General features: G+C 72.4%; 9 protein-coding genes. 5 read left to right on the top strand and 4 right to left on the bottom strand.

Going from position 1 to position 12,861, the window contains the following annotated elements:
* Positions 1–34: 34 nt before the first annotated feature.
* On the bottom strand, positions 35–2,602 hold the full coding sequence (gene pepN / locus DEJ49_RS12080; protein WP_150184141.1) for an aminopeptidase N: 2,568 nt from the start codon (positions 2,600–2,602) through the stop codon (positions 35–37).
* A gap of 234 nt (positions 2,603–2,836) precedes the next feature.
* On the opposite strand from pepN, the gene DEJ49_RS12075 reads away from it, so the two are divergent.
* Both DEJ49_RS12075 and DEJ49_RS12070 read left to right on the top strand, forming a co-directional pair.
* The gene (locus tag DEJ49_RS12075) at positions 2,837–4,114 is read left to right on the top strand and encodes a flavin-dependent oxidoreductase (protein ID WP_150184140.1); all 1,278 of its coding nucleotides are present in this window, start codon (positions 2,837–2,839) and stop codon (positions 4,112–4,114) included.
* Positions 4,115–4,191: 77 nt separating this feature from the next.
* Positions 4,192–4,734, top strand: a complete 543-nt coding sequence (locus tag DEJ49_RS12070) for a DUF1203 domain-containing protein (protein WP_150184139.1) — start codon at positions 4,192–4,194, stop codon at positions 4,732–4,734.
* Positions 4,735–4,737: 3 nt separating this feature from the next.
* Here the strand turns inward: DEJ49_RS12070 and DEJ49_RS12065 are convergent, their stop codons facing one another.
* Positions 4,738–5,619, bottom strand: a complete 882-nt coding sequence (locus tag DEJ49_RS12065; protein WP_150184138.1) for a LysR family transcriptional regulator — start codon at positions 5,617–5,619, stop codon at positions 4,738–4,740.
* Positions 5,620–5,745: 126 nt separating this feature from the next.
* Here DEJ49_RS12065 and DEJ49_RS12060 point away from each other — a divergent pair, with 126 nt between their 5' ends.
* Positions 5,746–6,960 (top strand): MFS transporter, encoded by a 1,215-nt coding sequence (locus tag DEJ49_RS12060; RefSeq protein ID WP_150184137.1) that lies wholly within the window; start codon positions 5,746–5,748, stop codon positions 6,958–6,960.
* Positions 6,961–6,988: 28 nt separating this feature from the next.
* Here DEJ49_RS12060 and DEJ49_RS12055 read toward each other — a convergent pair whose 3' ends face one another.
* Positions 6,989–8,005 (bottom strand): aspartate-semialdehyde dehydrogenase, encoded by a 1,017-nt coding sequence (locus DEJ49_RS12055; RefSeq protein WP_150184136.1) that lies wholly within the window; start codon positions 8,003–8,005, stop codon positions 6,989–6,991.
* 197 nt (positions 8,006–8,202) lie between these two features.
* On the opposite strand from DEJ49_RS12055, the gene DEJ49_RS12050 reads away from it, so the two are divergent.
* Positions 8,203–8,736 (top strand): RNA polymerase sigma factor, encoded by a 534-nt coding sequence (locus tag DEJ49_RS12050; protein WP_150184135.1) that lies wholly within the window; start codon positions 8,203–8,205, stop codon positions 8,734–8,736.
* Between the two features lies 1 nt (position 8,737).
* Positions 8,738–9,460: a hypothetical protein gene (locus tag DEJ49_RS12045; RefSeq protein ID WP_150184134.1), complete on the top strand. Its 723-nt coding sequence runs from the start codon at positions 8,738–8,740 to the stop codon at positions 9,458–9,460.
* 84 nt (positions 9,461–9,544) lie between these two features.
* Here the strand turns inward: DEJ49_RS12045 and DEJ49_RS12040 are convergent, their stop codons facing one another.
* Positions 9,545–12,829 (bottom strand): S8 family serine peptidase, encoded by a 3,285-nt coding sequence (locus DEJ49_RS12040; protein ID WP_223832806.1) that lies wholly within the window; start codon positions 12,827–12,829, stop codon positions 9,545–9,547.
* Positions 12,830–12,861 lie beyond the last annotated feature (32 nt).

The following is a 12,861-nucleotide window of genomic DNA, read 5'->3' as shown; positions in this document are numbered from 1 at the left end:
ACCCATCCCCCCAGCACCCGGGCCCGGGCAGGGGTTAAAGATCCGCCGCCCGTGCCCGCAGGGCGCGTTCGACTCCCGCTCGGGACTCCGTCACGAGGCGCCGCAACGCCGCGGACGGCTCCGCGGAAGCCAGCCACGCGTCCGTCGCGTCCAGCGTCCCCTGGGAGATCTGCAGCGACGGGTAGAGCCCGACGGCGATCTGCTGCGCCATCTCGTGGGAGCGCGAGTCCCACGCCCCCTTGACCGCCGAGAAGAACTTCTCCGCGTAGGGAGCGAGGAGTTCACGCTGGTCGGTCTGGACGAAGCCGCCGATCACCGCCTCCTGGATCGCGTTCGGCAGCGAGTCGGACTCGACGACGGAGGCCCACGCCGCCGCCTTCGCCTCCTCCGTGGGCCGCGCCGCCCGCGCGTACGCCGCGTGCCGCTCGCCCGCCGCCGTCTTGTCCCGCTCCAGCTCCGCAGCGATACCCGCCTCGTCGAGGCGGCCCGTCGCCGCGAGCCGCGCCACGAACGCCCACCGGAGCTCCGTGTCGACGGCGAGGCCGTCCACGGACTCCGAGCCGTCCAGCAGGGCCTCCAGGAGGGACAGGTCCGCGTCCGTACGCGCCGTCGCCGCGAACGCGCGGGCCCACGCCAGCTGGTGGTCGCTGCCCGGCTCCGCCGAGCGGAGGTGGGAGAGCGTCGCCGAAGTCCAGCGAGCCAGCGCCTCGTCCCGCCCCGCCGGCGCCGCGTACAGGTCGAGCGCCAGCTTCACCTGGCGGTGCAGCGACTGCACGACGCCGATGTCGGACTCCTTGCCGATGCCGGAAAGGACCAGCGAGAGGTAGTCGCGCGTGGGGAGTTCCGCGTCGCGCGTCATGTCCCACGCCGACGCCCACGACAGCGCACGCGGCAGCGACGCCTCGAAGTCGCCGATGTGGTCGGTGACGTAGGCGAGGGACTCGCTGTCGAGGCGGACCTTCGCGTACGACAGGTCGTCGTCGTTGAGGAGGATGACCGCGGGACGGGACTTGCCGACGAGTGCGTCGACCGACGTCAGTTCGCCGTCGACGTCCAGCTCCACGCGGTCCGTGCGGACCAGTTTGCCGGACGCGTCGTCGAAGTCGTAGAAGCCGATGGCGATGCGGTGGGGGCGCAGGGTGGGCTCGCCCTTGGCGCCCTCGGGGAGGGCCGGGGCCTCCTGCTTGACCGCGAAGGACGTGATGACGCCCCGCGTGTCGACGTCCACGACCGGACGCAGGACGTTGATGCCCGCCGTCTCCAGCCATTTCTTCGACCAGGTCCTCAGGTCGCGGCCGCTGGTCTCCTCCAACGCGCCGAGCAGGTCGGACAGGCGCGTGTTGCCGAAGGCGTGCCGCTTGAAGTACGCCTGGACGCCTTGGAAGAACTCGTCCTCGCCGACATAGGCGACCAGCTGCTTGAGGACGCTCGCGCCCTTCGCGTACGTGATGCCGTCGAAGTTGACCAGGACGTCGTCCAGGTCACGGATGTCGGCCATGATCGGGTGCGTGGAGGGCAGCTGGTCCTGGCGGTACGCCCACGTCTTCATGGAGTTGGCGAACGTCGTCCACGAGTGCGGCCACTTCGACCCCGGCGCGTACGCCTGGCAGGCGGCCTCCGCGTACGTGGCGAACGACTCGTTCAGCCACAGGTCGTTCCACCACTCCATGGTGACCAGGTCGCCGAACCACATGTGGGCCAGCTCGTGCAGGATCGTCGCCGCCCGCACCTCGTACGCCGCGTCCGTCACCTTCGAACGGAACACGTACTGGTCGCGGATGGTCACCGCGCCCGCGTTCTCCATCGCGCCCGCGTTGAACTCCGGCACGAACAGCTGGTCGTACTTGGCGAACGGGTACGCGTAGTCGAACTTCTCCTGGAACCAGTCGAAGCCCTGCCGGGTGACCTCGAAGATCGCGTCCGAGTCGAGGAACTCGGCGAGCGAGGGGCGGCAGTAGATGCCGAGCGGCACGGACTGGCCGCCGGGACCCTCGTACGACGAGTGCACCGAGTGGTACGGGCCGACGATCAGCGCCGTCACGTACGTCGACATGCGGGGCGTCGGCTCGAACGTCCAGATGTCGTCCTTCGGCTCCGGCGTCGGCGAGTTGGAGATCACCGTCCAGCCGCTCGGCGCCTTCACGGTGAACTGGAACGTCGCCTTCAGGTCGGGCTGCTCGAACGACGCGAAGACGCGGCGCGCGTCCGGCACCTCGAACTGCGTGTACAGGTACGCCTGCTGGTCGACCGGGTCGACGAAGCGGTGCAGGCCCTCGCCGGTGTTGGTGTAGTCGCAGTCGGCGACGACCCGCAGCTCGTTCGGGCCGGCCTGGAGGTGCCGCAGCGCGATGCGCGAGTCACGGAACACCGCGCCGACCTCGAGCGCGTGGCCGTTCAGGACGACCTCGTGGACCGCGGGGGCCACCAGGTCGATGAAGGTCTCGGCGCCCGCTTCCGCGGAGTCGAAGCGCACCGTGGTCACGGACCGGTAGGTGCCGCCCTCCTGCGCGCCGGAGAGATCGAGATCGACCTCGTACGAGTCAACGGTGAGCAGCTTCGCCCGCTGCTGCGCCTCTTCGCGGGTCAGATTGGTGCCGGGCACGCGGTCATCTCCTCGGGTGCGACTTGTGGTGTTTCCGGCCATCCTTCCATGCCCCGCCGGATGGCCGCCCGGCCCATTGTTCTCCCGCTGCCGTGCGGTTACGCTCCGCGCGTTCGCACCCGTCCCGGCAGGCCGCCGACCACGGCCGCGAGGGCGGGGCGGGGACCACAGGGGGATGCGGGAGATGCTGGGGACCGAGAGGCCGGCCGTCACCGGTCCGGCCGCGCGACGGCCATGACCGACGTACTGGTGGCGGGCGCGGGCATCGGCGGGCTCACCGCCGCGCTCAGCCTGCACGCCGCGGGCATCGGCGTCCGCGTGGTGGACGCCGCCGAACAGCTGCGGCCCGTCGGCGTGGGCCTCAACCTGCTGCCGTACGCGGTGCGGGAACTGACCGAGCTGGGGCTCGGCGAGGAGCTCGCGGCGACCGCCGTCGCCCCCGAGACGATGGTCCACTTCGACCGGCACGGCAACCGCATCTGGGCCGAGCCGCGCGGCCTCGCCCTCGGCTACCGCTGGCCCCAGTACTCCGTCCACCGCGGCGCACTCCAACTGCTCCTGCTCGACGCGGTCCGCGACCGGCTCGGCGACCACGCCGTCCGCACCGGCACCGCCTTCGTGCGGCTCGCCGACCGCGAGGGCGGCGGCCTGCGGGTGATTCTGCGGGACATGGCGCGGGCCAGGGAGTACGGCGTACGGGTGCGGGCGCTGGTCGGCGCCGACGGGCTGCACTCGACGGTGCGGGCCGTACTGCACCCCGGCGAGGGCCCGCCGCTGTGGAACGGCATCCGGATGTGGCGCGGCACGGTCGAGTGGCATCCGGTGCTCGGCGGGCGGACCGTCGCGGTGGCGGGCAGCAACACCGCCGCGAAACTCGTCGTCTACCCCATCTCCCGGCCCTACCAGGAGCGCGGCAGGGCGCTGCTCAACTGGGTTGCGGAGGTGCGGTTCCCGCTCACGCACCACCACGGCCTCGCGGGGCCCGCCGACTGGAACCGCTCCGGGCGGCTCTCCGACGTCCTGCCGCACTACGCGGGCTGGCGCATCGGCGACCTGGACGTCCCCGCGCTGCTCGCCGCCACGCGGCACATCCTGGAGTACCCGATGGTCGACCGGGACCCGCTGCCCCGCTGGGGCCACGGCCCGGTCACGCTGCTGGGCGACGCGGCGCACCCGATGTACCCGGTGGGGTCGAACGGCGGCTCACAGGCGATCCTCGACGCGCGCGTCTTGGCCCGCTGCCTCGCGCACACCGATCCGGACCGCGAGGCGGGGCTGCGGGCGTACGAGGGGGTCCGCCGCGAGACGGCCAACGCGGTCGTCCTCGCCAACCGGGACATGCCGGCGGACCGCGTCCTGCACACCGTCGCCGAGCGCGCCCCCGACGGCTTCGACCGCGTCGAGGACGTCCTGACGCCGGAGGAGCTGGGGGAGTTGAACGCGGCGTACCGCAGGACGACGGGCACGGACGTGGCGGAGCTGAACGGGCGGGGGTCCTGGGGGGTGGGGTGAGCGGGTCCGGCCGCGGGTCCCAGCGCGACGTCCGAAATCCGCCAGCCCCGGCCCGCCCCACGCGCGAGGCTCGACCCATGACCACCACGTACCCAGGCACCGCCCACACGCGCACCGCCCACACCCCCCTCCCCATCGCCCCCGCCGTCCTCGCCCGGCTCCGCGACACCGACGACGCCGGGCGGCCCTGCGTCCCCTTCGTCGACCACGAGGGCGGCTCCCCGCTCCGCTGCTGCCTGCGGCCCGTCGCCCCCGGCGAGAGCATCGCCCTCGTGTCGTACGCGCCGCTGCGCCGCTGGGCCGCCGAGACGGGCGCGGCGCCCGGCGCCTACGACGAGCAGGGGCCCGTCTTCATCCACGGCGAGCCCTGCGCGGGCCCTTCTCAGGGGCGGAGCGGCTACCCGTTCTCGCGGCCGGGCGCGCTCCGCACCGTCCGCCGGTACAGCGCCGAGGGGCACATCGTCGGCGGCCGCCTCCTGGAGATCCCGGAGGACGAGGAGCGGGGCTTCGACGCCGCCTTCGACGAGGCCTTCGCCGACCCGCGGGTCGCCCTCGTGCACGTCAGGGCCGTGGAGTACGGCTGCTTCCACTTCGAGGTGCGGCGGCGGGACACGACCTGACGGTCACCCCTCCGCCGCGGCCACGGCGACGGCCCGCGCGAACTCCCGTACCCGCTCGGTCTCCCCGCCCTCGCGCCACACCATCCCGAGCACCGAGTCCGGGAGCCCGTCGACCGGCACGAACACGACGTCCTTGCGCCCGTGGTACTCCGCCGTGGGACCGCACAGCAGCATCGCCGCCCGGTCCGCCGCCACCAGCGTCAGGCCCTCCTGGAGCGTGCGGACCTCGGGCGCGGGCGGACCCGAAGGGGCCTGCGCCGCGCGCCAGTAGGCCGGAGCGGGCCCTGCCGCCGCGACCAGCGGCGTGTCGGAGAGCTCCGCGGCGGTGAGCGAGGAACGCCCAGCGAACGCGTGCCGCACCGACACGGCGACGGTCTGCCGCTCGCTGGAGAAGACCGGGCCGAGCACCAGATCGGGCTCGGCGACCGGCAGCAGCACGATGCCCGCGTCCACGTCGCCCTCCCGCACCGCCCCGAAGGGATCGGCGAAGGGGATCTCCACGATCTCCGTCGCACAGGCCGGATGGCGCTCCTGGAACACCTCGATGGCCCGCATCAGCCGGTCGTCCGCGGTGCCCTGGAACCCGATCCGCAGCGTGCCCTCCACGCCCCGCGCCGCGTCCCTCGCCCGCGCCACCACCGACGCCAACTCGGCGTAGGATGGCCGGAGTTCGGCGAGGAAGCGCTCCCCGAGAGTGGTCAGGGACACCCGTCGGCTCGTACGCTCCAGCAGGCGCGCGCCGATCCGCCGCTCCAGGGCGGCGAGCAACTGGCTGACACGGCTCTGCGATATGTAGAGCCGCTCGCCGGCCCGCCCGAAGTGCAGCTCTTCGGCAAGCACCAGGAAGCACTCCAGCTCCCGGATCTCCAGCCCGTTCCCGCTCATGGCGCGCGGTCCCTCTTCCTTGATCGCCCAGGTCCGCCGGACCGTCACGTATCGATGAGTCCGGCTCATTCAAGGATGAGATCATCCGCGTTGTTCCCGGGCGGGCACCCCCACAGGGTGGATGCCATGTCACAGAGCACACAAACCCTCACGCACACCGTCGCCTTGCCGCCCCCGCGCGGCCGTCTCGCCGTCCTCGCCGTCGCCGCCGCCACCTTCTCCGTCGTCACCACGGAGATGCTGCCCGTCGGACTCCTCACCTCCCTCGGCTCCGGCCTGCACGTCTCGCACGGCACCGCGGGCCTCGCCGTCACCCTCCCCGGTCTCGTCGCCGCGCTCGCCGCCCTGCTGCTGCCCGTCGCCGTGCGCCGCGCCGACCGGCGCACCGTCCTCGCACTGCTGATGGCGCTGCTCGCCGTCGCCAACGTGGTCTCCGCGCTCGCACCCGCCTTCGCCGTCCTGCTCGTCGCGCGCGTCCTGGTCGGCGTCTGCATCGGCGGTGTGTGGGCCATCGCGGCCGGGCTCGGCGTGCGGCTCGTCCGTGCGGAGGGCGCGGGCCGCGCCACCGCGGTCATATTCAGCGGGATCGCGGTCGCCTCGGTGCTCGGCGTGCCCGCGGGCACGCTCCTCGGCGAACTGGCGGGCTGGCGCTGGGGGTTCGCGGCCCTCGCCGTGCTCGCCCTCGCCGTCGCCGGGCTCCTCGCGACCGTGCTGCCCCGGCTCCCCGCGGATGAGGGCGTCCGGCTCGGCGCGTTCCCCGCGCTCCTGCGCATCGGCAGGCTGCGGGCCGGGCTCCTCGCCGTCACGCTCCTGGTTACCGGCCACTTCGCCGCGTACACGTACATCCGGCCGGTCCTTGAGCGGGTGCCCGGCATCGGCGCGGGCCTGATCAGCGGGCTCCTCCTCGCCTATGGGACGGCCGGCATCGTCGGCAACTTCGCGGGCGGCGCCGTCGCGGCCCGCGACCCGCGCAGGGCGCTCCTCGCGATCTGCGCGGGGCTCGCCGCCGTGGTGCTGCTCATGGTGCCCGCGGGCGCGTCGCTCGCCGCGTCGGTGGCGCTGCTCGTGGCGTGGGGCCTGGCGTACGGAGGGGTCTCGGTCTCCGCGCAGAACTGGGTGATGGACGCGGCGCCGCACGCCCGCGAGGCGGCGTCGGCGCTCTTCGCGGGCGTCTTCAACGTGGCGATCGCGCTCGGCGCCTTCGCGGGCGGCAGGGTCGCGGACAGCCGCGGGGCCGGCGCCGTGCTCTGGCTGGGCGGCGGCCTCGCGGGGCTCTCGCTGGTGGCCGTGGCGTGCGCGAAGGGGACGGTCACGAAGGAGGCGGCCACCCGCGAAAGGTGACCGCCCCCGTCGGGCGTGCGTACAGCGACTAGCCCTTGAGCTCCGCCGCGACCAGCTCCGCGATCTGGACGGCGTTCAGCGCGGCGCCCTTGCGGAGGTTGTCGTCGGAGATGAAGAACGCCAGGCCGTTCTCGACCGTCTCGTCCTTGCGGATGCGGCCCACGAACGAGTCGTCCTTGCCGGCGGCGACCAGTGGCGTGGGCACCTCCGTGACGACGACGCCCTCGGCGGCCTCAAGGAGCTCGGTGGCGCGCTCGGGGCTCAGCGGACGCGCGAAACGGGCGTTGACCTGGAGGGAGTGGCCGGTGAAGACCGGGACGCGCACGCAGGTGCCGGAGACCTTCAGCCCGGGGATCTCCAGGATCTTGCGGGACTCGTGGCGGAGCTTCTGCTCCTCGTCCGTCTCGTTCAGGCCGTCGTCGACGACGGAGCCCGCCATCGGCAGGACGTTGTACGCGATCGGCGCGACGTACTTGTCGGGCTCGGGGAAGTCGACCGCCGAACCGTCGTGCGTGAGCTTGGGGGCGTCCTCGCCGACCTTCGCGACCTGCTGGTACAGCTCCTCGACACCGGCGAGACCGGAGCCGGAGACCGCCTGGTAGGTGGCGACGACGAGCGCTTCGAGGCCCGCCTCGGCGTGCAGCGGCTTCAGGACGGGCATCGCGGCCATCGTCGTGCAGTTCGGGTTCGCGATGATGCCCTTGGGGCGGTCCTTGATCGCGTGCGGGTTGACCTCGGAGACCACGAGGGGGACCTCGGGGTGCCGGCGCCAGGCGGAGGAGTTGTCGATCACGACGGCGCCCTGCGAGGCGACCTTCTCGGCGAGGGCCTTGGACGTGGCGCCGCCCGCGGAGAACAGGACGATGTCCAGGCCCGTGTAGTCGGCCGTGGAGGCGTCCTCGACCGTCACGCCGTCGATGACCTTGCCCGCGCTGCGGGCCGAGGCGAAGAGGCGCAGCTCGTCGGCCGGGAACTCACGCTCGGCGAGGATCTTGCGCATGACCTTGCCGACCTGACCGGTGGCTCCGACGATTCCGACCTTCACAGGGACTTCCTCCATATGTGCGTGCGGCCTCGTGACCTCGGCCGGTCTGTGGGGGGTGGCTCCATCATGCGTCTCTCCAGTGCCGCGTTGTCCAATCCATTGTCCGAGGTGCGGGACGCCACATTTGCCGGGCGCGGCCGTGAACCTTTCGGGCGCCCCGGGCGTCGTAGGGGAAACGCGGGGACGGGAGGGGCACATTGCTGCGCAGGAAAGCGCGCCGCGCGCCGACGGGCGCCGGGGGAGCGGACCCGCTGGACGCGGCCCAGGAGGACCGGGTCCGTGCGGTGCTCGCGCTGGGCGGGGTGCCGCACGCCGACCTGTCCGACGGGGTGCAGCAGGTCAGGCTGAAGCTCCTGGAGCGGGCCGCGGACGGCAGGGAGGCACCGCGTGACGTGTCCGCGTGGGCGGCCGTCGTCGCCTCCAACCTGGCCATGGACTGGCACCGGGCGCGGCGCAGGCAGGAGCGGCTGGGGGAGCGGCTCCAGGTGCTGTGGCGCGAGGCGACCGACGAGGACGGCGCGGAGAAGCGGGCCACCTCGCTGGCGGTCGCCGAGGGGCTCGGCGCGCTGCCGGACGCGCAGCGGCAGGTGGTGGTGTTGCGCTTCTACGCGGATCTTCCGGTACGCGCGATAGCGGACGAACTGGGCATTCCGGAGGGAACGGTCAAGAGCAGACTGCACACGGCGGTACGGCTCCTGCGGGCGCGGCTGCACGAAGGGGAGGTGGTGTGACGTGCGGGACCAGGAGTTCGACGCGCTGATGACGGCGATCACCGACGACCCTGTGCCGGACGAGGCACTGCGCGACCCGGCCTTCGCCGCGGCTCATGCGGCGGCCGTGGCGGACGTGGCGCTGCTGCGGGAGCGGCTGGGGGAGGTCGGCGACGCGCTGGCCGCCGACGGAGCCGGGGTCGCGCCGGATCCGGTGGTGCCGCTCCGGCCCCCGCGCGGGGCGGCCCGCCACCGCTTCACGGTCGCGCTCGGCGCGGTCGCGGCCACGGTGGCCGCCGCCATGGTCGGGGGGCTCGCCTGGCTCGCGGTGGACGCGGGGCAGGGGGCGGGCGACGCGGACAAGGCGGACACGGGCTCGGGCGCCAAGAGCAGGCCGGAGGGGAACGCGGACGCGGATCTGAGCGCCGAGGGGTTCGTGGCGTGCTCACGGCTCATCGTGGAGGGCACGGTCACGGCGGTCGACCCGGTGCCGGGCGGACTCCAGGACCGGATCACGGTCGACGTCACGCGCTACCTGAAGCCCGGCTCCGGCAAACCCACGGTCACCTTCCCCATGGACCATGACGTGGACCCCCGCCTGAAGAAGGGCGACCGCGTCCTGATCACCATCGACGAGGGTTCCGCGGAGCCCGCCAACTGGGCCGTCGGCCAGGAACGCGACCGACTGCGCACGATGATCCTCAAGGCCCTGCCCGCCTCGAAGAAGATCAAATGCGACGGCTGACCGGGAGCGGGACCCGGAGACGGAAAAGCGCCGGACGGACTCATCGCTGAGCCCGTCCGGCGCCTCGAAGGAAGCGGCGGTCCGTTACGGCGTGACCTTCTCCACCTTCACGCTGCCGCTGCCCGCGACCGTGCCGCCCGCGTTCAGCAGGGACACCTCGCCGAACAGCTCACGGCCCTCCGCGGCCGGGGCCTTCGCCTCGACCTTGGCGTCGACCTGCGCCGACGCGCCGTTGGCGAGCTTCACCGTCTTCGACTCGTCGACGGTGACCTGGCCGAGCGCGCCCGAGAAGAAGACGTCGCGGTAGTCGTACGCGGTCGTGCCGGACGGCACCGAGTAGCCCGTCACCTCGATCGTGTACGTACCGGCGGCCGGCTTCTTCAGGCTGACCGACTCCTCCGAGTCGCCCTCCGCCGACGAGCCCACGACCACGCCGTCCTTCTTCACGGCGAGGTCCAGGTCCGCGGCGATGTCCGCGGGTGAGCCGATGGCGACGTCGAGGCGCTCCGCACCCGCGGGCACGACGACCTCGGTGGTCTGCTTCTCACCCTGCTTGATGCTGGGACGGGCCGACTTGGACGAGCCGAGCGAGCCGCCCTTCAGCTTCCCGTCGACGGCCGCGAAGTTGTTCGTGGCCTTCCAGGAGACGGGCGCCGGCGTGCCGACCTTCGCCTCGGGCAGCTTCTGCACGGCCGGGTCGAAGTCGACACCGAGCGCGGCGACGTTCAGCTTGTACGGGTTGTCGAGCAGCGGCGACGTACGGCGCGACTCGACCTCGATCTCCCAGACACCGGCCTGCGGCTCCGCGTACGCGCGCAGGTCCGGACGGCAGGTGTTGGCCGGGTTCTCGTAGTTCGGGTAGCAGACGATCGACGAGGTCGAGTCGACCGGGACGCCGTACGGGTGCACCGCGATGAAGCGGGTCTGGCTCTTGTCCTTCAGGCCGCCGAGGGAGACCTCAAGGGACTTGGCGCCCTTGGGGACCGTCACGAAGTACGACTTCGGGGTGTTGCGCTGCGTGGAGTCGGACGCCGAGAAGGTGTACGAAGGCTTGGCGAGCGGCGCCGAGACGACGACCGTCGACATGATCTGCTGGTCGATGCCCTCGGTGCGCTCGTCGTCGACGGTCAGGACGGCGCTGTGCAGACCGGCCGACTTGGCCTTCGCCTGGACCTTGACGGTCACCGGCTTGTTCAGCGGCAGCGTGATCTCGTCGTCGCCGAGCAGCTTGAAGGTGGACTCGTGGTTGTTGACCAGGTCCAGCTCGTGGCGGACGCCGCGGTCCGGGCCCGAGGTGCGGGTGACCGTGACGTCGTACGTCCGCTTCTCGCCGGTCTTCAGACCGCCCTCACGGTCGTAGATGCCGGTGCCGGGCTTCTTCAGCTCCTGCTCCAGAGCGGTGTCGACCGGGGCCTTCACCGTGTACTCGTGGGCCTTCGCACCGTCCTCGATGGCCTCCCAGGCGTCCACGACGTCGATGAGGCCGGTGCCCTGCGCGTACGCCTGCTCGCCGCGGATGCGGTCCGCGGTCGAGGTCAGCGCGGTGCGCAGCTTCGCCGGGGTCAGGTCGATCTTCTCGCGCTTGGCGGCGGAGAGCAGCAGCGCCGAGGCGCCCGCGGCCTGCGGGGACGCCATCGAGGTGCCCTGCAGCATCGAGTAGCCGGCCGGGAGCTGATAGCCGGCCTCGGCGACCGGGGCGCCCGGCAGCCAGGTCTGCGTGGTGTTGATGGCCGAGCCGGGCGCCGAGAGGATCGGTGCGAAGCCGCCGTCCTCACGCGGGCCGCGCGAGGAGAACGGCATCATCGCGTACGGACGCTCCACCTGGGAGCCGTAGTTGGCGGCCCAGGTCTCCTTGGAGATGGCGGCGCCGACCGAGATGACCTTGTCGGCCAGGCCGGGGTCGCCGATGGTGTTGGCGCCGGGGCCGCTGTTGCCCGCGGAGATCACGAGCTGCACGCCGTAGGTGTCGATGAGGCGCTTGTAGAGCTCGGCGCGCGCGTTGTTGCCGTCGTTGAGCGCCGGCAGGCCGCCGATCGACATGTTGACGATGTCGACGCCGCGCTGGGTGACGAGGTCGATCATGCCCTCGGTGAGCGCGACGTTGGTGCAGCCGCCGGTCCAGGTGCAGGCGCGCGAGGAGACCAGCTTGGCGCCGGGGGCGGCGCCGTTCATCTTGCCGCCGAACAGGCCGTTGGCCGCGGTGATGCCCGCGACGTGCGTGCCGTGCTCGGACTCGATGACGCCGATGTTGACGAAGTCGGCCTTCTTGCCGACCCAGTCGCCGCCGTACGGGTCGGTGGGCACGTCCTTGCGGATCTCGACGACGAACGGGACACGCTCGACGACGTCGGTCGCCGGGTCGTCCTTGCCGAAGTAGGCGACCTGGTGGTCGTCCTTGTACGGCTTCATCGGCTCGTCGTCGGTGAAGTCCTTGTTGTTGTTCAGGTCGACGCGGACCGTGCCGGCGGCCGGGTCGTACAGGACGCCCCAGCTGTCGGTGGTGTCGCCGTCCCGGTTGATGTCGCCCTTGGCGTCGCCGCCGGTGGTGGCCGACTCCAGGAAGCGGTTGACCTGGAAGGAGCCCGCCGGGGCCTTCCACGTCTCGCCGTTCCAGGTGAAGACGGGGCCCGTGACCGGGTTGGTCATCCGGCGCCAGGTGCCGTCCGCGTCCACGATCGGGTCGGTCGCGGTCACCCAGTCGGTGATCTTGCGCTCGCCGGTCGTGGTCTTCTTCAGGGCCGGGTGACCGAGGTCGACGCCGGAGTCCAGGATGCCGATGGTGACGCCGCGGCCGTCCGCCTTGCGGTGCTTCTTCACGAAGTCGACGGCACCGGTCTCGGCGGACGGGTTGTACGGGTTGTCCGCCGGGGTCGTCTTGTCCGGGCCCGGGTACGTGCCCTTCGCCCCGGCCTTCGCGCCCTTGGCGCGGTCGGCGGCGGGCGTCGGGTCGTCCAGCTCGATCTCGTGCCGCAGGTCGATGGCGTGCACGGACGACAGCTTCGCCGCGGACTCGATCGCCGCGTCGGCCTTGGCGGTCGGCACGGTCGCGCGGACGTAGCCGAGCTTGTCGTAGGTGCGGCCGACCGAGCCGCCCTTGACGCCGTCGAGCTGGTCGGCGACCTGTTCGGTGGCGCCGGGCGCGGTGGCGACCATCATCGTGACGGTCTTCTCGCCGTCCGCCTTGGCGTCGGCGAGCAGGTCGGCGTCGGCCGACCCGAGCTTGCCGCCCGCGGACTTGGGGGCGGGCACGGGCGTCTCGTCCGCCGCGAAGGCGAGAGGGGCGGCCCCGGTCGCGCAGAGCGCGGCGGTGAGACCGACGGCTATCGCGAGACGGGGCGCGCGTCTGGCGCTGGAACTGGATCTGGGCATCGGCATCCCTGTACGTGAAAGACGGGAAGGAG

The organism is Streptomyces venezuelae (assembly GCF_008642335.1).
GTDB classification, from domain to species: Bacteria; Actinomycetota; Actinomycetes; order Streptomycetales; family Streptomycetaceae; genus Streptomyces; species Streptomyces venezuelae_F.
The sequence above is the reverse complement of the archived record's forward strand: the minus strand, read 5'-3'. Positions and strand labels throughout refer to the sequence as shown.